Annotated in this window: 23 protein-coding genes; 4 read left to right on the top strand and 19 right to left on the bottom strand. The window is 46.8% G+C overall.

Annotated elements, in window-relative coordinates; all coding sequences use genetic code 11:
* Positions 1-20 precede the first annotated feature (20 nt).
* The 3 genes from AWM72_RS08180 to AWM72_RS08170 all read left to right on the top strand — a co-directional run bounded on the left by AWM72_RS08180 (position 21) and on the right by AWM72_RS08170 (position 4,085).
* Entirely contained in the window at positions 21-1,730 is a 1,710-nt protein-coding gene (locus AWM72_RS08180; protein ID WP_067976115.1) for a LytS/YhcK type 5TM receptor domain-containing protein, read from the top strand.
* Complete coding sequence (locus AWM72_RS08175; RefSeq protein ID WP_067976112.1) at positions 1,730-2,440, top strand: LytR/AlgR family response regulator transcription factor; 711 nt, start codon at positions 1,730-1,732, stop codon at positions 2,438-2,440. The genes AWM72_RS08180 and AWM72_RS08175 overlap by 1 nt, the downstream gene beginning before the upstream one ends.
* A gap of 157 nt (positions 2,441-2,597) precedes the next feature.
* A complete protein-coding gene (locus AWM72_RS08170; protein WP_067976110.1) occupies positions 2,598-4,085 on the top strand; it encodes a carbon starvation CstA family protein in 1,488 nt (495 codons plus the stop codon).
* A gap of 67 nt (positions 4,086-4,152) precedes the next feature.
* Here AWM72_RS08170 and hemW read toward each other — a convergent pair whose 3' ends face one another.
* The 3 genes from hemW to truB are packed head-to-tail and all read right to left on the bottom strand — an operon-like array spanning position 4,153 to position 7,192.
* Positions 4,153-5,307: a radical SAM family heme chaperone HemW gene (gene hemW, locus AWM72_RS08165; RefSeq protein WP_067976108.1), complete on the bottom strand. Its 1,155-nt coding sequence runs from the start codon at positions 5,305-5,307 to the stop codon at positions 4,153-4,155.
* Positions 5,304-6,269 (bottom strand): riboflavin biosynthesis protein RibF, encoded by a 966-nt coding sequence (gene ribF, locus AWM72_RS08160; RefSeq protein ID WP_067976107.1) that lies wholly within the window; start codon positions 6,267-6,269, stop codon positions 5,304-5,306. The genes hemW and ribF overlap by 4 nt, the downstream gene beginning before the upstream one ends.
* Positions 6,270-6,280: 11 nt before the next feature.
* Positions 6,281-7,192 (bottom strand): tRNA pseudouridine(55) synthase TruB, encoded by a 912-nt coding sequence (gene truB, locus AWM72_RS08155; RefSeq protein ID WP_067976104.1) that lies wholly within the window; start codon positions 7,190-7,192, stop codon positions 6,281-6,283.
* 139 nt (positions 7,193-7,331) lie between these two features.
* Here truB and AWM72_RS08150 point away from each other — a divergent pair, with 139 nt between their 5' ends.
* Entirely contained in the window at positions 7,332-8,339 is a 1,008-nt protein-coding gene (locus AWM72_RS08150; RefSeq protein WP_067976101.1) for an MsnO8 family LLM class oxidoreductase, read from the top strand.
* A gap of 78 nt (positions 8,340-8,417) precedes the next feature.
* Here AWM72_RS08150 and rbfA read toward each other — a convergent pair whose 3' ends face one another.
* The 16 genes from rbfA to tsf form a co-directional block, all read right to left on the bottom strand.
* Positions 8,418-8,771, bottom strand: coding sequence for a 30S ribosome-binding factor RbfA (gene rbfA, locus AWM72_RS08145; RefSeq protein WP_067976099.1), 354 nt, complete (start codon positions 8,769-8,771; stop codon positions 8,418-8,420).
* Positions 8,772-8,784: 13 nt separating this feature from the next.
* Complete coding sequence (gene infB / locus AWM72_RS08140) at positions 8,785-10,965, bottom strand: translation initiation factor IF-2 (RefSeq protein ID WP_067976096.1); 2,181 nt, start codon at positions 10,963-10,965, stop codon at positions 8,785-8,787.
* 63 nt (positions 10,966-11,028) lie between these two features.
* Entirely contained in the window at positions 11,029-11,316 is a 288-nt protein-coding gene (locus tag AWM72_RS08135; RefSeq protein WP_067976093.1) for a L7Ae/L30e/S12e/Gadd45 family ribosomal protein, read from the bottom strand.
* Complete coding sequence (gene rnpM / locus AWM72_RS08130; RefSeq protein WP_067976090.1) at positions 11,303-11,605, bottom strand: RNase P modulator RnpM; 303 nt, start codon at positions 11,603-11,605, stop codon at positions 11,303-11,305. The genes AWM72_RS08135 and rnpM overlap by 14 nt, the downstream gene beginning before the upstream one ends.
* Before the next feature lie 31 nt (positions 11,606-11,636).
* Positions 11,637-12,974 (bottom strand): transcription termination factor NusA, encoded by a 1,338-nt coding sequence (nusA, locus tag AWM72_RS08125; RefSeq protein ID WP_067976086.1) that lies wholly within the window; start codon positions 12,972-12,974, stop codon positions 11,637-11,639.
* A 20-nt stretch (positions 12,975-12,994) separates the two neighbouring features.
* Complete coding sequence (gene rimP / locus AWM72_RS08120) at positions 12,995-13,468, bottom strand: ribosome maturation factor RimP (RefSeq protein ID WP_067976083.1); 474 nt, start codon at positions 13,466-13,468, stop codon at positions 12,995-12,997.
* Between the two features lie 117 nt (positions 13,469-13,585).
* The gene (locus AWM72_RS08115) at positions 13,586-14,260 is read right to left on the bottom strand and encodes a P-II family nitrogen regulator (RefSeq protein WP_067976079.1); all 675 of its coding nucleotides are present in this window, start codon (positions 14,258-14,260) and stop codon (positions 13,586-13,588) included.
* Positions 14,261-14,282: 22 nt separating this feature from the next.
* Complete coding sequence (locus AWM72_RS08110; protein WP_067976076.1) at positions 14,283-15,752, bottom strand: DUF1538 domain-containing protein; 1,470 nt, start codon at positions 15,750-15,752, stop codon at positions 14,283-14,285.
* A 38-nt stretch (positions 15,753-15,790) separates the two neighbouring features.
* Positions 15,791-16,105, bottom strand: a complete 315-nt coding sequence (locus AWM72_RS08105) for a P-II family nitrogen regulator (RefSeq protein WP_067976073.1) — start codon at positions 16,103-16,105, stop codon at positions 15,791-15,793.
* A 129-nt stretch (positions 16,106-16,234) separates the two neighbouring features.
* Entirely contained in the window at positions 16,235-20,533 is a 4,299-nt protein-coding gene (locus AWM72_RS08100; RefSeq protein WP_067976070.1) for a PolC-type DNA polymerase III, read from the bottom strand.
* A gap of 149 nt (positions 20,534-20,682) precedes the next feature.
* Positions 20,683-21,942 carry an RIP metalloprotease RseP gene (gene rseP / locus AWM72_RS08095; RefSeq protein ID WP_067976067.1) on the bottom strand — a complete coding sequence of 420 codons (1,260 nt, stop codon included), beginning with the start codon at positions 21,940-21,942 and terminating at the stop codon, positions 20,683-20,685.
* A gap of 25 nt (positions 21,943-21,967) precedes the next feature.
* Positions 21,968-22,759 (bottom strand): phosphatidate cytidylyltransferase, encoded by a 792-nt coding sequence (locus AWM72_RS08090; RefSeq protein ID WP_067976064.1) that lies wholly within the window; start codon positions 22,757-22,759, stop codon positions 21,968-21,970.
* Between the two features lie 17 nt (positions 22,760-22,776).
* Positions 22,777-23,514: an isoprenyl transferase gene (locus AWM72_RS08085; RefSeq protein WP_070485833.1), complete on the bottom strand. Its 738-nt coding sequence runs from the start codon at positions 23,512-23,514 to the stop codon at positions 22,777-22,779.
* Positions 23,515-23,684: 170 nt separating this feature from the next.
* Positions 23,685-24,245 (bottom strand): ribosome recycling factor, encoded by a 561-nt coding sequence (gene frr / locus AWM72_RS08080; protein ID WP_067976061.1) that lies wholly within the window; start codon positions 24,243-24,245, stop codon positions 23,685-23,687.
* A gap of 5 nt (positions 24,246-24,250) precedes the next feature.
* Positions 24,251-24,970 (bottom strand): UMP kinase, encoded by a 720-nt coding sequence (gene pyrH, locus AWM72_RS08075; RefSeq protein ID WP_067976054.1) that lies wholly within the window; start codon positions 24,968-24,970, stop codon positions 24,251-24,253.
* An 84-nt stretch (positions 24,971-25,054) separates the two neighbouring features.
* The gene (gene tsf, locus AWM72_RS08070) at positions 25,055-25,933 is read right to left on the bottom strand and encodes a translation elongation factor Ts (protein WP_067976049.1); all 879 of its coding nucleotides are present in this window, start codon (positions 25,931-25,933) and stop codon (positions 25,055-25,057) included.
* Positions 25,934-26,044 lie beyond the last annotated feature (111 nt).

The following is a 26,044-nucleotide window of genomic DNA, read 5'->3' as shown; positions in this document are numbered from 1 at the left end:
CATGAAGAGAGGCTCGTTAAATGCTTGAACTTTTTATGCTGTTGATGGAGCGGGCCGGCTTGATGGTTCTTCTCGCCTACGCCCTCCTCTATATTCCCCGCTTCAAGGAGGCCCTGGTCAACCGTCAATCAAAAAAAGACTACCTGGTCTTATTGGTTGTCTTTGCTGCCTTCACGGTCTTTGCCAATATTTCTGGGATTGAAATCCTCGCTTCAAGGGAGATTGTTCCCGTTCATACCTGGTCCATCCAGGCGGGCTCTGCTATTGCTAACTTCCGGGTGGTTATTATCGGTATCGCCGGTCTAGTTGGTGGCTTTGCCCTGAGCTTGCCCATTGCTGGTCTATCGGCTTTAATCCGCTGGCTCCAGGGTGGGGACACGGCATATATCTATGTGACGTCCTCCCTCTGTATCGGCTTAGCAGCAGCCTATCTCGGTCAGTTTTTCCCCAGTTCGCTCAAGGCTATCCAAGTCCGCCAGGCCGCTCTCTCGCTTATGGGCTTAGAGCTAATCCAATTGGCCCTGATTGCCCTCCTCTCTCCTTCTAGCCAGGAAGCCCATTCCCTCCTTCAAGTCATTGCCCTACCTATGCTAGTAACGGATGGTCTAGGAATCTGGCTTTTTTTGAGCGTTATCCAACAAAGTTTGCGCGACTTAGAGTGGGCGAAGATTTCCCAGACCAAGAATATTTTCCTGGTGACCCAAAAGATTCTGCCCTACTTCTCCAGTCGAATGACCCAAGAGAGTGCAGAGATCATTTCACTTAAACTCTATGAGAGCTTCGACCTCCGAGCCATCGCCGTCTATAGCCCCAAGAGCCAGCTCTACGCCTATCCCAAGTCACTCGCCCTCAGTCATGACCAAATCAACTATTTTTGGCAAGCCTACCATGGTCAAGTCAAGCCAGGACAGCTCATCCAAGTTGGCGATTTCCTCTCCCTGCCCATCTTCGTCAAGGAAGACTTGCACAGCCTTTTTATCCTAGAATTCAATAGCCATGCGGAACCCAATCCCTTGATCGAAGAAATCCTCCTTGGGCTTTCCCAGATTCTCTCCATGCAATACGAATTAAAAATTGCTGACCAGAACACCCGGCTTTTGAAGGATGCTGAAATTAAGTCGCTCCAAGCCCAGGTCAACCCCCACTTCTTCTTCAATGCCATGAACACCATCAGTTCCTTAGTGCGTTTAGATCCCAACCGCGCCCGGCAACTCCTGATTGAATTGAGCCACTATTTCCGGGCCAATCTGAATGGGGCCCGCAATGAAAAAATTAGCATCAGCCAGGAATTGGAACATATCCAAGCCTATCTTTCCATTATCCAAGCGCGTTTCCCTGACCGCTATCATATTTCAAAGGAGATTGATCCCGCTAGCCTGGACCTCTTAATTCCTCCTTTTGTCCTCCAAATGTTAGTTGAGAATGCCATCCAGCATGCCTTTGAAAATAAGGCAAACAAGAGCGACCAGGCTCTGACCATCAGGGTACAGGTCCAAGACCAAGAACTGGCCTTAAGCGTCAGCGACAATGGCTCTGGCATAGGGGAGGATAAATTAGCGGCGATCTTTAATAATGAAAGTGTTCCAAGCAAGGGGAACGGAACGGCCCTCAACAATATCCGCCAGCGTCTAAAAACCCTCTACAATGACCAGGCTCAGTTCGACATCGAGACCTCCCAGGCAGGCACCCGAGTGAGCTGCCTCATCCCAATTGAAAGGAAGAATGACTAATGCATCTTTTACTTGTTGATGATGAACCCCTAGCCCGTGACGAACTCCAATACCTCATCCATAACCAACGCAAAGATTGGCAAATCGAAGAGGCTGCTAGTGTTGAAGAGGCCCTAACAGTGCTCTTGAGTCAGAAGATTGACCTAGTCTTTTTAGATGTGCAGTTAGTAGGCGAGACAGGCCTTAAAATTGCCGATGTCATCCGGCAGATGCCCACCCCCCCTCTAGTGGTCTTTGCGACGGCCTACCAGGAATATGCCCTGGATGCCTTCAACTTGGATGCCGTGGACTATATCATGAAACCCTTCGAAGAAGACCGTATCGAGCAGTGTATCCAAAAGATTGATCAACTAGCCAAGCGGCCACAAGCTGGTTCAAAAGCCAGTCCCAAACGTTTTCCCGTCCAGGAAGGAGAGGCCATTGTCCTGCTCGACCAAGCGGACATCCAAGCCATTGTAGCAGAAGCAGGCAATACCCTTCTTTATACAAGTAGTCAGTCTTATAATAGTTCAGAGACCCTCAAGAGCTTTGCAGAAAAGCTAGCTGATCAAGATTTTCTCCAAGTCCACCGCTCTTATATCGTCCGCCTATCTGCCATCAAACGAATCGAACCCTATTTCAACCAAACTTATATGCTCAGCCTAGACCAGCTCAAGGTTCCAGTCAGTCGGTCCTATACGAAAATTTTCCGCGATAAGCTGGGCTTTTAAGTCCTAAAAAAGCGATCACAGGCGCCCGCATTTCACTGGCGCATTTAGTTAATTCAAGCGTCCCCCTAGTCATTTCGCGGCAAAAAGATTAAAAAAACTTTAAAATATGCTATCCTAACAACATATAAAGCGATTACATAAGAAAGGAGCACTTTATATGTTTACATTTTTAGGCGGCATTGCCCTATTGATCCTTGGCTATTTTGTTTACGGGCGCTTTGTCGAGCGGAACTTCCAGATTGAACCCAACCGGACAACACCGGCTGAGGCCCTCCGCGATAACTTAGACTTTGTTCCCATGTCTAAACAGAAGAATGCCATTATTGAATTGCTCAATATTGCCGGAACGGGTCCAATTTTTGGCCCAATTATGGGTGCCCTCTACGGTCCTGTAGCCTATCTTTGGATTATCATTGGCTGCATCTTTGCGGGAGCTGTCCATGACTATATGATCGGGATGATTTCCCTGCGTAATAATGGGGCTCACCTCCCCGAATTGACAGGACGTTATCTCGGAAATATTGTCAAGCATGTGGTTAATATTTTTGCCATGCTCTTACTTCTCCTGGTCGGGACGGTCTTTGTCATGTCCCCTGCCAGCCTTATTAAATTAATCTTACCTGCTGGCGTCCCACTGATCGGTATTGTGATTGCCATCTTTATCTACTACCTTATTTCAACGATCCTGCCGATTGATAAGGCCTTGGGTAAGGTCTATCCCTGGTTTGGTGCTATCCTAATCATTTCGACAGCAGCAATCGGCCTGCGCTTAATCATGGTCGACCATGCCTCTATGCCTGAATTAAGCCTGGCTACTTTGCAGAACTTCCACCCAGATAAATTAGCTATCTTCCCGGGTATGTTCTTCACCATCTCCTGTGGGGCCCTATCCGGCTTCCACGCCACCCAGGCACCCATGGTTTCTCGGACGATGACCAATGAACGCGAAGGCCGGTATACCTTCTATGGGATGATGATCGCTGAAGGGGTCATCGCCATGATTTGGCTAGCGGCTTCCCTCACCTTATTCGACGGTAAGACCCTAAGTGAAATGATTGCATCAGGTACACCATCTGTTGTCGTCAATGAGGTTTCTTACCTCCTGCTCGGTAGTATCTTCGGGACCCTAGCCATCATGGGAGTCATCGTCCTCCCGCTTTCGTCAGGACTTTCGGCCTTCCGCAGTCTGCGTGCTATCCTAGCTGACTACCTGAACATTAAACAAGATACGATGAAAAAGATCCTTGCGATCACCTTACCCCTCTATGCCATTTCCTTTGTCCTCACCTTCGTGGACTTTCAAGTGCTTTGGCGCTACTTTAACTGGGCCAACCAAGTGACCGCTGTGATTTCACTTCTTGTGTCTACCCGCTACCTCTATCTCAAGAGTCGCAATTACTTAATCACCCTGATTCCAAGCCTCTTCATGTTACTAGCAGTAGTGGTTTATATCTTGAGCGAACCAATCGGCTTTAGAATGTCCCTATCAACAACAACTTATATTGTAGGTTTCATTATCACAGCCCTTATCTTCGCCCTCTACTGGATCTCTGGCAAGCGCCAAAAAGCCGCACTCAGCCCCGATGATCCCCTCTTAAACGACCAACGTCCGATTAATGTCCAAGCTAGTAAACAAGAAATTTAATCAATAGCAAAAGCATCCCAGACCTCTGTCAAAGAGAATCTGGGATGCTTTTTCATTTTGATTGGCCCTAGTCGGTCTCGTCGGAGAGAAGAAAGGCTTGGAAGACCTCGTTACCGAGGAAAAGGCCATGGTGGCTTAAGGCAATATGGTCCTCATCGAAGACTATCAAGCCCTGGTCTAGGAGCTGGTCGATGGCATCCTGGTATAAGTCGTAGAGGTCGATGCCAAAGTCCGCCTTAAAGCGGGCCCGAGAAACTCCACCAGCTTCTCTTAAGCCCAGGAACATCTCTTCTTCTATGCGCTGTTCTAAGGATAATTCTTGCTTTCTAAGGATGGCATGGCCTTGGTCAGCCACAGCTTCGAGATAGTGCTGGATAGGGCCATGATTTTGATAACGCCAACCCTTCAAATAGCCATGAGCCCCTGCCCCAAAACCAAAATACTCGGCATTGTCCCAATAGGCCAAGTTATGCCGGGATTCATAGCCGGGCAGCCCATAATTAGAAACTTCATAATGGCGGCGGCCTGCTCCCTCCATAGCGTCAATAGCTACTTGGAACATCTCAGCTTCCAAATCCTGGCTAGGCAAGGGAAGTTTGCCCTGGCGCATCAAGTTATAGAAGACCGTCTTCTTCTCTAAGATCAAAGAATAAATGGAATAATGGGGCAGGTCTAGCTCTAAAGCCTGGTGTAAAGAATCTTCAAAATCAGCCAATGTTTGCTTCGGCAAGGCAAAAATTAAATCCATGGAAAGGTTGTCAAAGCCCATATCTTGGGCCAAACGGATACCGGCAACAGCTTCTTCAGCCGAGTGTTTACGGCCAATTTTTCGTAAGAGTTCATTATTAAAGGTCTGAACCCCGATACTCAGGCGGTTAACCCCTTGTGCTTTAAGCGTAGCTAACTTGTCAGCCGTGATGTCATTGGGATTGATTTCAAAAGAAATTTCCGCTTCTGGACTCAAGTCAATCAAAGGATAGAGAGACTGAAAGACCGCTTCAATCTGGGCTTCATTAAGGCTGGAAGGGGTCCCACCTCCCACATAAATGGTTTCAATTTTTTCCTGACCTAATTCTTGGGCAAAGGCCCGGTACTCGCATCCCAAAGCAGAGATGTAGTCATCCACTGGCTGGTTTTCGATAAAGACCTTGTTAAAGTCGCAATAGTAGCAGATATGATTACAGAAAGGAATGTGGATATAAATCGATTGTGCCAAGCTTATCCCTCATTCATTTCTTCTAAAGCCTGTTGGTCGAAATAAGTCGCTGTATCCAGGGCATCCTGGTGGAGCTGGGCCACTAAGGCTTCTGCCGAATCAAATTTTAATTCAGGCCTTAAATAAGCATGCCAGAAGACGGTCATGGTTTCCCCATAGATCTCTTCTTCAAAATCTAGCAAGTTAATTTCCACCGTCTGTTCGCGGTTGTCACCGAAAGTCACATTGTAACCAATCGATGCCATTCCCCGGTAGAGATGGTGGTTGAGCTCACATTCCACAGCGTAGACCCCAACGGCAGGGACTAAAACTTCCTCGCTAAAGCTTAAATTCGCCGTGGGATAGCCCAGGGTCCGTCCCCGCTTCTCGCCATGGATTACTGTGCCCTTGAAGAAGTAAGGGTGGCCCAGAGCCTGGTTGGCCGCTCCAAGTTGGCCTTCTTCAAGAAGGGTTTTGATCCGCCTACTACCAATCTTTTTGTTTTGGAAGGCGAGTTCAGGCACTTCAACGATCTCAAAGCGGCCCTTGGCATAGTCCGGCAGTGTCTGCATATTGGCAATATCCTTCTTACCATAAGTATAGTCAAAACCCGCCACCACAACAGCGGCATTCAAGCCAGCCATGTAGTGGTCAACAAATTCTTGGGGCGTTTGGTAGGCAAATTGACTAGTGTACTGGACGAGGTAGAGATAGTCCACACCATGGTGGGCCATTAGCCGCTCCTTAGCCTCAACTGTGGTTAAGTATTTCACCTCAATTGGCTTGAGTTCTTGATACATGATGCTCGGCGCCATGTCAAAAGTCATAGCAACTAGGGGTAGGCGGCGCTTACTAGCCTCACGCCGAGCGGCCGCTAAGACCCGCTGATGGCCCCGGTGGACCCCATCAAAGAAACCTAGTGCTAGCACAATAGGCCCTTTTAGAACTTGGTCATTAGAGAATGGATGGTGTAATTTAATTGTCTGCATAGAATCCCTCACTAAAACATTTTTAATGGTTTCATTTGTTCCGATAAGTCTGGATGCTGGCCGTAGAGTGCCTTGAGCTGACCGTCGATATAAGCGCGCACGGGTAACTTGTCAGCCAATTCAGTAGGTAAATTTTCTTGATTCAGAACGGCCCCATTGGCCACCAATTTCTTTAAATGATCAGGAACTTGCCAGATCGGATATTGGGCCAAGAGCTCATCAAGGGGATGGAGGAAGGACTGGTCGTCGCCAGCTTCCATCATCGCTTTAATCTCTTCTAGACGGTAACAATCACTGGCTTTAAAGGGGGTCGAGGCTATCCGAGTCAGTTGGGTCATCGTCGCTTCTTGGCCGAAATAAGCGCCGAGGTCCGTCGCTAGGGTCCGAATATAGGTCCCCTTGCCGCACTTGACTTCAAATGGAAAGGTCAAACGTCCTTTATCTTTATTGTAAGTCATGGGGCCTGTCTGCGCAAAATAATCGACCCGGGCCTTGCGCTTGGGACGCTCAACTGTCTCCCCTGCACGGGCATAGTCATAGAGGCGGCGTCCCTTCACCTTGACCGCTGAGTACATCGGTGGCACCTGGTCAATCCAACCTTCTAGTGAGCTCAAACCTTCAGCTAAATCCTCATCGGTAAGTGGCATATCCAGAAAACTCTCAGCTACCACTTGGCCATCCAAGTCCTGGGTATCCGTAGCGAAACCTAGGCAAATTTCACCGCGATAGACCTTATCCTTATCCACCATAAAATCAACCAGCTTAGTCGCCTTACCAACACAAATAGGCAAGACCCCATCGACATTGGGGTCGAGAGTTCCTGTGTGTCCCACTTTTTTAGTCTTCAGTATTTTTCTAAGTTTAAAGACGCAGTCATGACTGGTCATGCCTTTTTCTTTCCATAAAGCAATAATCCCATCCATAAACAATCCTCCTTCTCCGTATCTCAGTCATTATAACAAATTCCCCTGGAAAGCTGAAGGTATCTGCTAAGGAATCTGGAATTTTTGCTTTCCTTCAAATAAGCTGATAGAATCTAATAAAAAGTAAGGAGGCCTTTACATGAAATTATCTGCTCTCGATCTCATTAGCCGGCCCAAGGATAAAAACTTAAGCCAGGCCTATGCCGACAGTATCCAACTCGCCCAGTACCTCGACCAAATCGGCTACCAGCGGATCTGGTATGCGGAACACCATGGCTCAGGAACGCACGGTTCTTCCGCTCCAGAAATCCTTGCTGCCTATGTGGCTGCTGCTAGCCAACAAATTCGTGTGGGGACGGGAGGGACCATGATCATGCACTATTCCCCTCTGAAGATTGCTGAAGTCTTCAAATCATTAGCCACGCTAGCTCCTGACCGGGTGGACCTCGGTATTGGACGGGCACCAGGCGGAGGACGTCAGGCAATCTATGCCCTGGGCCAAGGCGACCCCAACTGGCCGGATGATCTCTACCAAAAAACAGCGACCATTCTCCAATTCATCAGTGAAGAAGACCGGACAGACCCTCTCTATCAAGGGATTGAAGCCTCGCCCCAGGGACTTGAAAGCCTGCCCCAAGCTTGGATGCTAGGCTCGAGCGGTGACTCAGCGGGCCACAGTGGTCGTTTAGGAATGGGCTATAGCTTTGCCAAGTTCTTTGGGGTTAAAGCGCCGGTTGATATCTTCAACCACTACCGGCAAAGCTTCCGCCCAAGCGCCTTCCACCAAGAACCACAAACCATGTCGACCTATATGGTGGTCGCAGCAGACAGCCATGAAGAAGCAGACTACCAAGCTAAGTCCTTGGAAATCGCCCGCTTCGAACAGGCTCAAAACCGCTTTAACCCCATCTTATCTGCCGAAGAAGCTGCAGCTATCAACTTATCCCCTCAGGCCGAACACTTTATTCAAGAACAAGAAAAACGACGGATCTTCGTCAAAGGAACGGCCGAAGAAGTGCGCGATATTCTGCTGGAAGAAAAAGATCGCTATCAATTTGATGAAATCATGATCTACACGCCTCTAGCAGACCAAGATGCCCGGCGCCGGTCCTATCAATTAATCTACGACCAGCTCGCCCAAGCTTAAACCTTAAAAAGCAAGCCAGGAACTGGATGGATCCAGTCCTGGCTTGCTTTTTTGTCATTTAAAGAATAAAATCTTTTTCTATTTGTCTTCAGCTTTAATCTTATTCAACAAGGCATCGATATGCTCACCGTATTCGAGCGAACTATCGCGCTTAAAGCTTAATTCAGGTGTTTTATAAATTTGCAGGCGCTTACCAACTTCACTTCGGATAAGGCCAGATGCCTTGTCTAAGCCTTTTTGCACTTCTTCTCGCTTACTTTCGGACTTATCTAGAGTCGAATAGTAAACCGTGGCTTGTTGGAGGTCGCCAGTTACATCAACATCAGTGATGGTGACGTTTTCGACCCGGGGATCTTTGACCCGTTTTTGCAGGATGTCATTGACTTCCCGGAGGATTTCCTGGGCAACGCGTTCCACACGGTACTTAGCCATAATTTTTCACCTCTTATTTACGTTTAATTTCAACCATTTCGTAAGGTTCAATAATATCATCAACCTTGATATCGTTATAGTTTTCGATCATTAAGCCGCATTCAAAGCCCTTGCTGACTTCTTTCACATCGTCTTTGAAACGACGCAGAGAAGCCAATTCACCATCGTAGATAACAATATTATCGCGGATCACGCGGACCTTGCTAGAGCGACGAATCACACCGTTAGTGACATAGGCCCCACCGATGGTTCCGACTTTAGATACCTTGTAGGTTTCACGGATAACCACTTCACCTGTCACTTGTTCTTCGTATTCAGGATCAAGGAGGCCGGTCATGGCGTCTTCAATCTCTTGGATGGCATTATAGATGACATTGTGGAGACGGATTTCAACATCTTCAGCTTGGGCTTGGGCCTTAGCTTGAGGGGTTGGGCGTACGTTGAAGCCAATAATGATAGCGTTGGAAGCGGAAGCAAGGGTCACGTCACTTTCGTTTACCGCACCGACAGCACTGTGGACAATATCAACGCGAACATCTTCCACATCGATCTTCTTCAAGCTACCTGCTAGGGCTTCAGCTGAACCTTGGACGTCGGCCTTGATAATCACATTAACGGTCTTCATTTGACCTTCCTTAATGGTATCAAAGAGATTATCCAAGGTAACCTTGGTATGGGCTTGGCGACGTTCTTCTTGAGCCCGAGAAGCGCGTTCTTCACCTACCGTACGCGCTGTCTTCTCATCTTCAAAGACAACGAAGCGGTCCCCAGCTGAAGGCGCATTTTGCAGACCAGTGATTTCGACTGGAGTAGATGGGCTGGCGTCATGGATGCGGCGGCCCTGGTCATTGACCATGGTCCGAACCCGGCCATAGGTATCCCCAACAACAATAGCATCTCCAGTATGGAGGGTCCCATTTTGAACTAAGACCGTAGCAATGGCCCCACGATGGGCATCCAAGCGGGCTTCAATTACAGAGCCGATAGCATAGGTATCTGGGTTGGCCTTATATTCTTCCACTTCAGAGATCAGTAGAATCATTTCTAATAGTTCATCGATATTTTCCCCAAACTTAGCAGAAATATTGACAAAGATGGTGTCCCCGCCCCATTCTTCAGGGACTAGGCCGTATTCCATTAACTCATTTTTCACCCGGTCAGGATTGGCAGTTGGCTTATCGATCTTGTTGACAGCAACAATGATTGGCACATCAGCTGCTTTGGCATGGTTGATCGCTTCAACAGTCTGTGGCATTACGCCATCATCTGCCGCAACAACAATGATAACAATATCGGTAACGTCTGCCCCACGAGCCCGCATGGTAGTGAAGGCCGCGTGTCCTGGGGTATCGAGGAAGGTAATCAATTCATCATTGGCCTTGACCTGGTAGGCCCCGATGTGCTGGGTAATGCCCCCGGCTTCACCTTCAACCACATTGGCTTGACGCAAGTAATCCAATAAGGTGGTTTTCCCGTGGTCAACGTGACCCATAATCGTCACAACAGCGGGACGGCTCTTCAGCTTGTCTTCCTCTTCATTGGCTGCTTCTTCGAAGTAGTGGTCAAAGTCAGACCGGTCAACAATTACTTTTTCTTCGGCTTCAATGCCGTAATCATCGAGGATTAATTCAATGGCATCACGCTCTAGGGATTCGTTTTGAGTGGCCATGATCCCCATCATGAAGAGCTTCTTAATGATATCAGCTGGTGAGCGTTTAATTTTCTTAGCCAGCTCAGCCACTGTCATCCCGTCGGTAAAGACAACTTTTTCTGGAAGTTCCTTAGGCTTATTGTTCTTAGGTTGGTCATGGTGGATTTTCTTCCGTTTGTTGTAGTTTGGATGCTTGTGGTTGTTTTTATTCTGGTTACGCTGCCGTTTATTTTGATTTTTCTTCTTATTTTTGTTTTTGCTCATATTTCCTTTTGCCTGATCTTTCTTTGTTTTGCCCTTCTTGTCTTGGTCATTTGCTTTCGCTTTATTCGTGTTATTTTTCTTGGCCTTTTGCGTATTCTGGGCAGGCTTGTCCTGGTCCTTCTTCTTCGCTAGGGCTTGGTCAAGCTGTTTAATTTGATCATCAGACATTGAAGACATATGGCTCTTGAATTCTAGGCCAGCTTCTTTGGCTTTCTTCAATACTTCCTTACTGGATAAGTTCTTTTCTTTTGCGTACTCATAGACACGTTTTTTTGACATGTCATCACCTTCCCTTTATCTATGCACTCATATTTTTCTCTCCTATACTTACTTTAATTAGGCTTAGTCCAAAAACGCCTTGGCAAAACCAGAATCAGTTAGGGCACAAGTCGAACGTTTCTTGCCCAGTGCCTGGCTGATAGCTAGCGTATCATGGTCTAAGTTAATAGGTATCTTATAATATGAACATTTATCTTTAAATTTTTTTTGTGTCCGCGGGCTGGCATCATTGGCTACAAAAACCAACTTAGCTTGGCCTGAACGAATTGCCTTAAGCACTTGGTCTTCGCCACTCTCCAATTTACCCGCCACTTGGGCTAGGCCCAGGCGGTTTAACTTAGAATTCTTCATTTTCAAATAATTCCTTACGCGCCTTTTGGTGGGCAACGTAGGCTTTCAATTCTTCGTAGAATTCATCTGAAATATCGACATTGAGATGACGGTCCAGGAGATGTTTGTCCCAGGCTTTTTGGACGAGGTCTGAGTCCAAGCTCACATAAGCACCGCGGCCATTCATTTTACCGCTGGGGTCAATGGCGACTTCCTTTTCAGGTGTTCGGACCACACGCACTAAGTCCTTCTTAGGGACCTGTTCATTGGAGACCACACATTTCCGCATGGGAATTTTTTTCTTTTTCAAGGCTGTCCCTCCTTCAAGTCACTGGCTCGACCTAAATTTCAAAGTCCTCTTGTAAGTCGTCATAAGAGGTCTCGCTATCATTTTCGATATCGGCTACCGCATCTTCCATCTGGTCAGGGCCAAGATTGCCTTCTTCGATATCGTCAGCACGGAGACCTTGGTCATCTAGGTCCTCAGCAGCTACTTCTTCTTCAATAGCTTCCACTTCATCCGCAACCGCTAAAAGCTCATCATCTTCTGCTGGTTCAGCAGGCGCAGTGCCTTCCTCAGCCAGCACTTCTTCCTCAACCATCTCGGGATGGAAGAGCGCTTCATACTCTTCTGAAGCTTGGAAGGCATCGAATTCTTCTTCTGACTTAATATCAATCTTATAGTTGGTCAGTTTAGCCGCCAAGCGGGCATTTTGCCCCCGTTTCCCAATCGCTAGGGAAAGGTGGTGGTTAGGCACAACGACCACACAAGAGCGTTCATTAGGAACGAAGTGAACTTCTAGAACCTCTGCTGGATTCAGGGCATTCTTGATCAATTGGGCTGGATCTTCTGTCCATTCCACAATGTCCATATTCTCACCGTGAAGTTCATCCACAATGGTCTGTACACGCGAACCCCGTGGGCCAACGCAGGTTCCGACTGCGTCCACATTAGGGTCATGAGAGTAAACAGCCATCTTGGACCGGTCTCCAGCTTCACGGGCAATGGCCTTGATTTCAACCGTCCCATCATAAATCTCCGGTACTTCTTGTTCAAAAAGTCGCTTCAACATATTAGGATGGCTGCGACTGACATAAATTTGAGGGCCCTTAGTCGTATTTTCGACCCTTTCCACATAAACTTGGACACGATCGTGGGATTCAAAGTGTTCACCTGGAATTTGACCTTCTGGTGTTAAGGCCGCTTCGATCTTCCCTAGATTAATATAAACATAGCGACGGTCTTGACGCTCAACAGTCCCTGTCAATAGATCATCTTCATAATCGATAAATTCATTATAGATGATATTGCGTTCCGCCTCACGGATCCGTTGGGTAACCACTTGTTTAGCAGTTTGGGCAGCAATCCGGCCGAAGTCTTTAGGGGTGACCTCGAAGCGAATCTTATCCCCCACCTCATAAGCGGTATTCCGTTCGTGGGCCTCTTCCAAGGAAACTTCCAGGGTTGAGTCCATCACGAGGTCGACGACTTCTTTAACCGCATAGACCTTGATTTCACCCTTCTTCTCATCGAAGTGGACTTCCACGTTCTGTGCTTGTTTGTAATTACGCTTGTAAGCAGAAACAAGGGCTGCTTCCAAGGCTTCAATAATAACTTCCTTTGAAATTCCTTTTTCGTTTTCCAATGTTTCAAAGGCTTGAATTAATTCTTTTCCCATTCTAATCCCCTTTAACTCAATTAAAATTCAATGGCCAAACGAATTAAGGCCACAAGCTGACGCGGAATCGTCTTTTCAATCCGCCGCGTCTTATCTTTAACTTCTATGGTAAAAGCTTCTTCATCTGCTTGGAGGAGGCGTCCTTCCCATTCCTTAGCCCCTTCAAAGGCTTGATAGAGCTTGAGGTGGACCCATTTGCCAATGGAAGCTTGGATATCCGCCTCATTCTTCAGTGGACGCTCGGCACCGGGCGATGAAACTTCCAGATAATAAGCGCCAGGGATTGGATCAGGATCTGCTTGGTCTAAAATTTCTGATAAAACTTCTGAAACAGTCACACAGTCTTCAATGGTGACCCCTCCAAGCTTATCGATATAGATACGCAGATACCAATTCTTTCCTTCTTTTGTATATTCCATGTCGAACAAGTCATAAGCGAGTTCCTCTAACTTCGGCTCGATTAACGTTCTGACTTCATCAATGACTCTTGCCACACAATCCCCCACTTTCTATTTCATGAAAAAGAGTGAGCGTTCCCGCTCACTCCTCACTGGTCCCTTAATTACATTTATAGTTTAACATGATGCGCGCCAAATAGCAATGTTTTTAGACTAAAGCTCACTTGACACTTCGTCTGCTGGCTTGGGTGGAACGAGTCCACGTTTGGAATTCACGGGCACAGTGAACAAAATCCCGCGCCCTGGTTTGCATAAGTCTGTTTCAGTAATAATTTTATCTGAAATTTCTTGAACGAGAGCGCTTGGGATCACCATAACCACGATCTCTTTTTCAAGTTCAATCGGGAAGTTAAAGACCTTGCCCGTCTCATGCACACCTGTTCCACGCCCGTGCAGGATCGTTGCACCTCGGGCACCAGCTTCACGGGAAACTTCTACCACTTGGTCGCCCATCTGCCGGTCAACAATAACCGTCATCAGCTGGCTATCGGAAGCTTCTACCTGGCTTTCATCAAATGGGCTGTTAATCTGCTTACTGCCCTGGAAGCTAGAAATATCAAAGGAGAAGAGGACCCCCTTACCTTTGCGATCGAGCTTCAATTTGTCATTCAATTCTTGGTGGAGGCGTCCTTCTAGGGACTTATCCACTGCAATCAAAACGACTTCACGTTTGGAATCGTGAAAGCCGAGGGCATGGGCCAGACGACTGCTGATTGTACCTTCCGCACGAATCACTGTGCCTCCTGGCGCCCCAACTGCTTTAGCCGCTTTAATCAATTGGCTCGCGGTCCCAGCCTTGACGACTGCTAAGAATAATACGGTTTCCATTAGGCTAGTTGACAACCCCTTTCTATTCTTCAATTCCTGTCTTCTTGGTTTGAATCTTAAAGACTAAGCCGAGTAATTCTACCATAACCACGGGTACCATAGCAACAAAAGCTATGACGCCGAAAGCATCCAGGGCATCGGCATTGGGTAAGAAGTCCGCTGCACCCTGGGCAAAGGCCAAGATAAAGGTAGCGGTCATCGGGCCCGAAGCTACCCCACCCGCATCAAAGGCAATCCCGGTAAAGAGATTCGGTACCATAAAGGATAAGAGGATAGCTAGCCCAAAGCCTGGCAATAAGAAGTGCCAGATGGCTAAATTACTATTTAAAATTCTCACCATAGAAAGTCCTACAGCTAGGGCAACCCCGATAGACAAGGCCCCCATCAGAACCTTGTTGTGGATATGGCCCCCAGTGATGTCTTCCACCTGCTCACCCAGAACGTGGACAGCAGGTTCAGCTAGAACAACCACCATACCTAGGGTAAAGCCAGCAATAATCAGCCACCAATCACCCATTTCGGCAATGGCTTGGCCTAAGAAGTGGCCCATATCCATAAAACCTTGGTTAACGCCAACTAAGAAAATAGTCAAACCAACAACTGTATAGATAATCCCTTTAAAGATATCGCCGAGTTCTTGGCCCTTCAACTTAAAGTAGCGCCAATTCATGAAGATAAAGAATAAAACAATTGGAACCAAGGCAATCAAGGACTCTTTCAAAGTCGGCCAGATTGCAGCAAGGATGGGGCCGATTACACTGTTCGAATATTCCACCGTTGATTCAGCTGCCTGCAAGTCCGTTTGGGAAAAGAGGATTAAGAAAAGCACCGCCAGAATAGGGCCAGTTGACATCGCCCCAACTAGACCGAAGGAGTTTTCTTCTGCTTGTTTGCCCCCAGCTTTAGCTGCTAGAGCTCCCGATAAGGCCAAAATAAAGGGCGTCGTTAAAGCTCCTGTTGTTGCACCTGAGGCATCAAAGCCCATAGCAATCGCCGAATTATCGGAAAAAATAGCCAAGATAAGAATCAAAGCATAAACAATGGCGAAGAAATATTTCAAGGGAAAGTTCTTCAACAATCTGAAGACCCCAAAGGCAATCATAACACCAACTCCGACAGAGACAGCCACTACAGTCACTGTACCGGGCAAGACACCCGAAGTTGCATTTTCAATTTGCTGGCCGAGAATTAGTAAGTCTGGTTCCGCTATCGTTACCGCAAAACCAATAATAAAACTCAAAACAGCAATGGCAATTCGCGAGGGATTTCCTGCCACATGGTCCCCCAGATGGTTCCCAATCGGCGTCATCCCGATTTCAATGCCAAAGAGGAAGATGGTCAATCCCACTAAAATCAATACTGCCCCAATGACGAAACTCATCATCATGGTAGAGGGTACGTTAACAGCAAACATTGATATTAATAAAACAATAACAACTAGCGGAATGACAGAAAAAGCTACCTCTTTGAACTTATCGATTAAAACATCCATAAAGTCCTCCTTTTTCTCTCATGTTTTTTCTTTCAAATTTATCCTTCATATAATCCAGTCGTTTCATTGATCGGTAGGCTAAAAAGGATCCCAGTCCCTGGTTGGTTAAAGTCCAAGGCTTCAGCTATGGCTTGGCTGATACTATCTACTTGGTCAGCTTCGACTGCCATCATAACCAATTCTTTTTGTGGTTCGACATGGATATGGAAGGCCGATAGCTTGTCCTCATGCCCCGTGCCGCGGCCATGAAGCACAGTCGCTCCCTGGGCGCCGGCTTGCCGGGCTACCTCGATCACTTCATCACTGGTATCACGGTCTACAATGACCATAAGCATTTCTTTTCCTGTATTCACTGTCACAACTCCTTTCCTTAACGTTTCTTATTCTAGCCCAATAATTGGCTTTTTCATTTATTAATAGACCTACGTTACTATCATAGCATAATCATTTGAAAGAAAGCGAACAATCCGCTTGCTTGAACCCTAGAAGAGAGAAAGTTGGTTCTCTTCTGGCAAGCCGTTTAAGATGCCCTGCTCAGACATAAAGTCGATCGTCGACTGGGAGACCTTGCCCCGCTTCTTAAGGTCTTCCTTGGACAAGAATTCGGACTCTTGGCGAGCCTTAACAATTTGTTTGGCCACATTGAGTCCTAAGCCCGGAATGGCTCTAAAGGGGGCAATCAAGGTATCTTCCCCTTCAATCACAAAGTCTTGGGCATCGGACTTATAAAGATCGACCATCTTAAAGTTAAAGCCCCGCTCCCACATCTCATTGACAATTTCTAAGACGACTTGAACGGCATGGTCTTTGACCGTCGCATCATTACCTTTACTGTAGATCGCCTTGAGAGCTGTCTTCGTTGACTGGAGGCCATTCGCCATGGCGACGAGGTCAAAGTCATTGGCCCGGACACTAAGATAAGCACAGTAATACCAAATGGGATGGTGGACCTTGAACCAGGCCACCCGAATAGCATTGATTACATAGGCTGCTGCGTGAGCTTTAGGGAACATGTATTTAATTTTTTCACAGGACGCCATATACCATTGGGGGACTTGGTGCTCATTCATAATGGCCTTGTGTTCATCCGAGAGCCCCTTGCCCTTACGCACCTTTTCCATAATTTGGAAAGAATCACGTTCAGGAACCCCCTGGTGGATGAGGTAGACCATGATATCGTCCCGACAACCAATCACTTCAGACAGGGGCATGCCCTTCTCTCTAACCAGGACTTCCGCATTGCCTAGCCAAACATCCGTCCCGTGGGAGAGCCCCGAAATTTGGAGGAGTTCCGCAAAGGTCGAGGGATGGGTAGCTTCTAGCATTGACCGGGTAAAGGAGGTCCCAAATTCTGGAATCCCAAGGGTCCCCGTCTTGGAAAAGATATCTTCTGAACTAACGCCTAGGATCTCCGTCCCATTGAAGAGCTTGTAGACATCGGGATCATCCATGGGAATATCTTTTGGATCGATGCCGGATAAGTCTTGCAGCTTCCGAATAACCGTCGGATCATCGTGGCCTAGAATATCGAGTTTCAAGACATTATCGTGGATGGAGTGGAAGTCAAAGTGGGTGGTCTTCCATTCTGAATCCAAGTCATCGGCGGGGTATTGGACGGGCGTAAAGTCATAGACATCCATGTATTCCGGAATAACAATAATCCCCCCTGGGTGCTGGCCAGTGGTCCGTTTGACCCCTGTTGTGTGCTTAGCGAGAAAATCTTTTTCCGTTTTTCTAAGGTTCAAGTTATGGTCCTGGTTATAGCCTAGGACATAACCATAAGCCGTTTTATCAGCCACTGTAGAAATGGTTCCTGCTCGGTAGACATGGTCTTCCCCGAACATGACCTTGGTGAAGTTATGGGCCTGGGGCTGGTATTCACCCGAGAAGTTTAAGTCGATATCTGGTACCTTATCCCCCGCAAAGCCTAGGAAGGTTTCAAATGGAATATCGTGACCATCTTTATTCAGGGCGTGCCCACACTCTGGACAATCCTTATCTGGCAAGTCAAAACCAGAGCCGACACTCCCGTCCGTAAAGAAGTGGCTGTAAAAACAATTCGGACAAACATAGTGGGGGGCCAAGGGGTTAACCTCAGTAATTCCCAACATGGTAGCGACAAAGGAAGAGCCCACTGACCCCCGACTCCCTACAATGTAGCCGTCTGAATTGGATTTTTTTACTAATTTTTCAGAAATCAAGTAGACAACTGAGAAACCATTACCAATGATCGAGGTCAATTCTTTTTCTAGGCGCTTCTCGATAATTTCAGGCAAGTCCTCTCCATAAAGGGCATGAGCCTCGCGGTAGGAAGTTTCCCGGATTTCATCCTCGGCCCCATCAATATTTGGGGTATAGAGCTTATCTTTAAGGGGTTCCACAAATTCAATCTGGTCAAAAATTTTGTGGGTATTCTCTACCACAATTTCGTAGGCCTTATTTTCCCCTAAGAAGGCAAAGTCGTGGAGCATTTCGTCTGTCGTCCGGAAGTGAGCTTCGGGGAAAAACTTGGTACGGTTAGATTTAATCGAATTAATTAAAATTTCCCGGTAGAGCTTGTCTTGAGGATTTAGGTAGTGGACATCCCCCGTTGCTACTACTGGCTTATCGAGCTCTTCGCCGATTTCAATAATGGTTTTCATGATTTCTTCAAGCTCTGCCTCATCGTGGATTAAATTATCTTCAATCAGAGGCTTGTAGACCCCCTTAGGCATAATTTCCAGGTAATCATAGAATTCTGCCACCCGCTTGGCTTCTTCCTTGCCCTTCTGCATCACGGCTTCGAAGAATTCGCCCGAAGAACAGGCCGAACCCAGCAAGAGATTCTCCCGGTGGTCAGCTAAGAGTGACCGGGGCAGACGGGGCACCCGGTAGAAATAATCCACATTGGAAGCAGAGACGAGTTTGAAGAGGTCTTTGAGCCCTGCTTGGTTCTTAGTCAAGATGGTTACATGGAAAGGACGGCCGTGCTTATAGGCATCCCCTTTGCCGACATCCTGGTTAAGATCCTTATGGGAGTGGATATCGTGATTTTTGGCCGCTTCTTTGATAAAGATCCAAGCCAAGGCTCCTGTTGTTTCCGAGTCATAGATCGCCCGGTGGTGTTGCTCCAAGGAAACATTATAATGCTTGGCTAAGGTATTCAGTCGGTGGGACTTCATATTAGGATGGAGGAAGCGTGAGAGTTCCAGAGTATCAATGACAGGATTATCCGCCTCAGGCATGCCATGGCGGCTGTAGGCCTTGTTGATAAAGCCCATATCGAAAGAAGCATTATGGGCGACTAGGATGCAGCCTTCACAGAATCTTTGAAAGTCTGTCATTACATCTTCTTCCGATCTTGCCCCCTGTAGCATGGCGTCAGTAATCTTAGTTAGTTCAATAATATGGGCAGGCAAGGGGTAGCCTGGATTAATAAATTCCTCAAAGGTCTCTTCGACATTGCCCTTGTACATTTTGACTGCCGCTAATTCAATAATATGATTATAGGCAGCAGACAAGCCCGTCGTTTCCACGTCAAAAACTACATAATGGGCCTCGCTCAGGTCCACATCTTGAGGGTTGTAGGCAATCGGTACCCCGTCATCCACAACATTAGCTTCTAAGCCGTAGATCATGGCAATATCATTGGCCTTGGCAGCCTGGCTGGCCTCAGGGAAAGCTTGGACATTGCCGTGGTCCGTAACAGCAATGGCGGGCTGTCCCCAGGCCTTAGCTTGGGCGGCAAAATCTGAAATGGTATTGGTCGCGTCTAAGGCCGACATATTGGAGTGGAGGTGGAGCTCAATCCGCTTCTTGCCTTCCTCCGCTTGGTCCTTGCGCCCCTCCTTAGTGATGACTTCGAGGTCACGACCCATTAGCACATAGTCGCGGGCAAACCGGTCGTCCATCCGGATTTCCCCTTGGACGCGAACCCACATCCCTTCTTCTAGACCTTCAAAGACGGCAATATCCTCATCATTGCGTGAGAACATAGTGACCAGATAAGCCGAGGTATAGTCAGAGAACTTCAGATTCAAAATCCGCCGGCCCGTTTTCAATTCTCGGACTTCTTTCTCGAAAATAACCCCTTCCATGGCAGCCCCATATTGTTCCTCTACATATGAGCGCATGGGTTGGAGCTTATCTACGGGCACAGATCGTCCAATCGCTAATTTACTAGGGCGGGGTTTGTCCTTAGCTTCCTTGGCCTGGCGGACACTGGCCTGCTTAGCCAGCTCCTGCTGTTCGCGTTCCAATTGTTCCTGGCGAGCTTCAAACTGGGCTTGGCGGTCATTAGCTGTCGCTTCATCCACAATCACTTGAAAGCGCACGTTAGAAAAACCGAGGACAAAGTAATTCTGTTTGATGACCTCTAAATAATTAGTCTCTAAAAAGGCTTGAATTTGCGGGTTGTCCACCCTTAAGATAAACTTTCCCCCCTCCCAAGTCGGCAATTGCTGGGTGAGAATCTGTTGGGCGAGACCATTAGAGATATGACTGCGTTCAACTACTACGGGCCAATAAGCCAGAACCTCCTCTGCCTCCCAGTCCTCTGCCCTAGAGCAGGTCAAGCCTAGGTCAACCTTAGCAATCGACTGGAAGCCAACTTGCAAAGCTTCTTCCAGGGCCTTAAATTGACTAGCCTTTAATTGCTTGGGAAAAGCTAGGGTAAATTGATAAAGGCGAGACTTGGTATGGACGGTCACATGGTCAATCCAACCCGCCTGAAAATTTGAATCGGAATCAGAAAAATTAATTTGCTTAAGCAAACGGTTAAAAGCTTCTTTCTTCTCTTCCAAAAGGACGCTCCTTTCTTAAAATAAAGAAGGGTAGGCGCTTGGTCCTAGGATAAGCTACACTCATCAACTACTTCCATCTCCTACCCTCGAATCGAGTCAGGGCAAGTCAGCCAATTTTATCGGCTGCTCACTCCATCTTATATAAACATTTAAAATAGACGTTGAATATCATTCCAAGTCACGGCAATCATTAATATAAATAATAAAGCTGCTCCGGCCAGGTTAATAATGCCTTCGACTTTTTGGTCAACAGGGCGACCTAGGACCGCTTCAATAATATTGAAGAGGATCTTCCCCCCATCCAAGGCGGGGACAGGCAAGAGGTTCACCACCCCTAAATTGAGGCTTAACATAGCGGTCCAAGACATAATAGCAATCCAGCCCTGGTTGACCACTTCACCAGTCGCTTGGTACATAAAGACCGGCCCACCAAATTGGTTGATGTTAAAGCCATTCTTAAACATTCCTACTAGGGTAGTTAGAATCCCTGTAATCATGGCCCAGCTCGCCTTAAAGCCGTAAGTTAGTTTAGCCAAGAAACGGCTATCTTTAAAACGGCCAACGCCGATTTGGTAGATTTTTTGTCCCTTATAGTCCACTTCTTTGGGTTGGAGCTGGGTCGTCATTTCTTGACCCTGGCGTTCATAGGTCACTTCTAAGGGCTTACCTTCAGAACTCGAAACCTTGGCCTGCATGTCCGCAAAGGAAGCGACTTCCTGGCCATTAATGGTCTGAATCTGATCACCTGTTTGTAAATGTGACGCTTGGGCCGGTGAACCGTCGACAACTTCACCTACAATAGCCTCAGAGGAGGGCACGCCCCCTTGGACAAAGGCTAAAACAGTAAAGGCAAGGATTCCCAAAATGAAATTATTCATGGGGCCTGCGAAATTTGTCATTAAGCGTTGGGGAATAGAAGCAGACTGGAATTGCCGGTCATAAGGGGCAATCTTTAGCCGGGTCCCATCCGCTTCCACAAAGTCTGCTTGCCGGTCAATCACATAAGTCTGAGCTTCTCTTTCCCCATAAGGAATAGCTTGAAGACTTAGGTCGCGGTCTAAATCAGCAGTGACCACTTCAACCGGCAAGGCCTCAGCGGCAAGATCTTCTTCAGCTAGCGAAAGTTCCGATACTTTACCCGCCTCATTAAAGGTCAGAGAAAGCTGCATGCCCGCTTCCACACTGTCCGCCATCTCCTCAAGTCCTGCCATACGAACATAGCCCCCAATGGGTAAGAGGCGGATCGTATAGGTGGTTTCCTCGCCCTGGTACTGGTAGAGCTTAGGCCCCATCCCTATCGCAAATTCACGCACGAGAATCCCCGCCCGTTTAGCAAAAAAGAAGTGACCAAATTCGTGGAAGATGACAATAACTGAAAATATGAGTAAGAAAGTAATGATGGTTTTCATAAAAAACTCCCTTCGCTTAGTCTACTTAAAAGAAGGCCATCAAAAAGTAAAAAATGGGTAGGACAAATAAGATATTATCAAAACGGTCCAAAAAGCCCCCGTGCCCCGGCAATAGCTTGCCTGAATCTTTGACATGGTACTGTCTTTTGATCGATGACTCGACCAAGTCTCCCATTTGCCCAGCCAAGCAGAGAAGGATGACCAAGATTAAATTCCCCAAGAAACTGAGCTGGTAAATATTAAAGAAATAGTCAAAGATTAAAGAAACCAAGAAGGCCCCAACAATGCCCCCGATCGAGCCTTCAATCGTTTTATTGGGTGAAATGGCGGGTGCCAAGGGACGACGGCCAATGGCACGACCCGTTAAATAGGCAAAAGTATCATTGGACCAGATGATTACCAAAACAAAAAGAATCGCTAAAAGACCCATTTCTCGACCTAGAATTAAAAAATGATAGCCCCGGCCCACGTAGAGAGCAGCCAAAGTTATCTTAGCAATCAGGCTAAAATCTAAGCGCTCTGGTCGGTGGACCATTAGGGAAAGAAAGATAACAACCCCAGTATAAAAAAGGGTCATCTGGTCCAATTGCTCAGGTAAGAAATCCAGGTAGTGCTGGGGAAGCAAGGCCAGATACATCAACAAATAAGCAAAAAAACTTTCTAAAGTAAAAAAATTGACAGCCAATAAGCTGAGTAATTCAAAGAGGGTGATACCCGCTATGGCTATCACCAACAATTCAAAAGCACTGCCTCCCATAACCAGTAAGGGGATAAAAATAGCCAGCGCCACCAGAGCTGTCAGAGTTCTTAATCGCATAAGCCTCTCCTATTCTCTTAAACTTTGCCGAAACGACGCTGACGGTGTTGGAATTCAGCTAGGCAAGCATAGAAAACATCTTCATCAAAGTCTGGCCATTTGGTATCTGTAAAAACAAATTCACTATAGGCCAGTTGCCAGAGTAAGTAATTGCTTAAGCGGATTTCCCCGCTCGAGCGGATTAATAGGTCGGGATCTTGCAAGTCACCCAAGAAAGCCGTTTGCAGGTGCTGGCTGAAGCTTTCTTCATCAATGTCTACTGGATCAAGCTGGCCTTCTGCCGCCTCTTTAGCCAAGCTCTGACAGGCTTTAACAATCTCCAAGCGCGAGCCATAATTAAAGGCGATGTTTAAGATCAAGCCATCATTATCCGCTGTTTTCTTAACAGCTGATTCAATATAAGACCAAGTTTTGTCGGGGACATGTTCACGATTTCCCGTTAGGCAGACCCGGACATTATTCTTCATTAATTCCGGCATCACCTTCTGATTGAGCAAATGAGGAAGCGACATCAGGTACTGAACTTCTCTTTTAGGCCTGGCCCAGTTTTCCGTTGAAAAGGCATAAACTGTTAGCACTTTGATTTTTAACTTAGCAGCCGCAACAATGGTCCGCTTGAGCGCATTGAGTCCTTCTTTATGACCCTCTGTCCGTTTCAGCCCCCGCTCTTCTGCCCAGCGTCCATTACCGTCCATAATAATGGCAACGTGTTGGGGAAGCGGGAGTTCCGGGTTTAATGCTTTCGCCAGTGTCATTCATCATCCATCCTTTGCTAAAAAATATTAAAAGCTGCTCGCTTATATCTTGTCTATCTTACCATAGATTCACAGCAAAAAAAATTATTCTTGGATTTTTAAGTGAAATTTACTTAAAAGAGTCCAAAAAGAAAAAGCCTGGACGGGTCCAGACTCTTTCCAGAGGCTAACTAGCCATTAAGAATTTCTTCTTCTTTTTCTTTAGCGATATCTTCTAAACGAGCAATACTTTGGTCAGTGACCTTTTGCACGTCCTCTTCCATCCGACGTTGGTCATCCTCCGTAATTTCGCTATCTTTTTCCGCTTTTTTGATGGTGTCGATAGCATCACGACGGATATGACGGACAGCCACCTTGGCATCTTCTAAGTCCTTACCTACTAATTTAGAAAGCTCTTGGCGGCGTTCTGTGGTCAAGGCAGGGATAACAAGGCGGATCTTATCCCCATCATTTGTTGGCGCAATACCAATATCTGAAGCATTGATGGCGTGTTCGATATTTTCCAAAGCGGATTTGTCGTAAGGTGTTACCACTAACATCCGAGCTTCTGGGATGGTAATTGAAGCAATGGATTGGAGCGGTGTTGGCGCCCCATAGTAGTCCACTTCAATGCCTGAGAGTAAGCTAGCATTGGCTACTCCAGCTCGGATCCGAGCCAGTTCGCCTCGCAAGGATTCTTCAGACTTCTTCATACGGTTTTCAGTATCTTTAATTAATGTATTGATTGCCATAATTTCTACCCCTTTACAGTTGTACCAATCGGTTCGCCCATCACAACGCGGCGAATATTTCCTGGTTCATTTAAGTTAAAGACGACGAGTGGAATGTCATTATCCATACTCAAGGTTGAGGCCGTGGAATCCATTACACGCAGATTCTTATTGATCACATCTAAGTAGGTTAAGTCGGTGTACTTGATAGCATCAGTATCGACTTGAGGGTCAGCAGAATAGACCCCATCCACACCGTTTTTAGCCATCAAGATCACATCGGCTTCAATCTCAGCTGCTCTCAGAGCCGAAGCGGTATCTGTTGAGAAGAAAGGATTCCCTGTCCCCCCTGCAAAGATGACCACACGCCCCTTCTCTAAGTGACGAATCGCACGTAGGCGGATATAAGGTTCAGCAACTTCCCGCATTTCAATAGAAGTTTGAACCCGGGAAGGAACGCCCACATTCTGTAAACAGTCTTGGAGTCCTAGAGCATTCATAATCGTTGCCAGCATTCCCATATGGTCGGCTTGGGCCCGGTCCATACCCATTTGTTCACCGGTTACTCCACGCCAGATATTGCCACCGCCGACAACGATAGCGATTTCAACCCCTAGCTCATGGACGCTTTTAATTTCACTAGCAATTTTTTTCATCACGGCAGGATTGATGCCAAAGCCATCGTCTCCCGCCAAAGCTTCACCACTTAACTTTAATACCACGCGCTTGTACATTGGTTCTGCCATTTTATTTTCAATCTCCTTATGAAAAAGGTTGGGAAAAGAAATCCCAACCCATCTGCTACCGTTAAAACGGCGAATTACATCTAATTATTTACCCATTTGACTTTGAACTTCAGCAGCAAAGTCTTCTTCTTGTTTTTCAATGCCTTCGCCAACTTCATAGCGACGGAAGTCAACAACTGAAGCACCCTTAGAGCTGAGGTATTGACCCACTGTTTGGTCACCATCTAATAGGTAGTCTTGGTCCACTAAGCAGATTTCTGAGAAGAATTTACGGAGACGTCCTTCAACCATCTTGTGAACAATTTTTTCTGGTTTGCCTTCGTTAAGTGATTGTTCAGTAAGAACTTCACGTTCGTGTTCAACCACTTCTTCAGGGACAGAATTTTCATCGATGTATTGTGGGTTGATCCCGCCGATGTGCATCGCAACATTGCTTGCAACTTCTTCATCGCCACCGTCAACAGTAACTAAAACAGCAATCTTACCCCCTAAGTGAGAGTATTGACCGAAATGTTGACCATCTGTTTTAGAGAAAATAGTGAAACGACGTAGGTTTAAGTTTTCACCAATAACGGAAATCATTTGGCTCATGTATTCATCAAGTTGGGTGCCGTCAACTTGTACGCTAGTCATTGCATCTTCTAATGAGCTAGGTTTTGCTTCTAATAGGGCTTCAGCAATTGCATTCAACATGTTTTGGAATTTTTCGTTCTTAGCAACGAAGTCAGTTTCAGCGTTTAATTCAACGATCACTGCGTCATTGCCCTTAACCAGAACTTTAGCTAAACCTTCAGCAGCAATACGGCCTGCCTTTTTCGCAGCTTTAGCTTGGCCTGTTTCACGCAAGTAGTCGATAGCCTTATCCATATCGCCATCTACTTCTTGGAGGGCCTTCTTAGCGTCCATCATCCCAACGCCTGTTCGATCACGTAATTCTTTAACTTGTTTTGCAGTAATTGCCATCTATAAATCCTCCTCGATTGATTGTCATCTTTTTAAAAAGAGCTATCTCATAAGTACAGCCTACTCACAGCTTGATCGTCCTTACAAGATAGCTCTATACTCCAAACTAAT

The sequence above is a fragment of the Aerococcus sanguinicola genome, from assembly GCF_001543145.1.
GTDB lineage: Bacteria > Bacillota > Bacilli > Lactobacillales > Aerococcaceae > Aerococcus > Aerococcus sanguinicola.
Note: the sequence above shows the minus strand (reverse complement) of the source record. Positions and strands in the feature narration are given on the sequence as shown.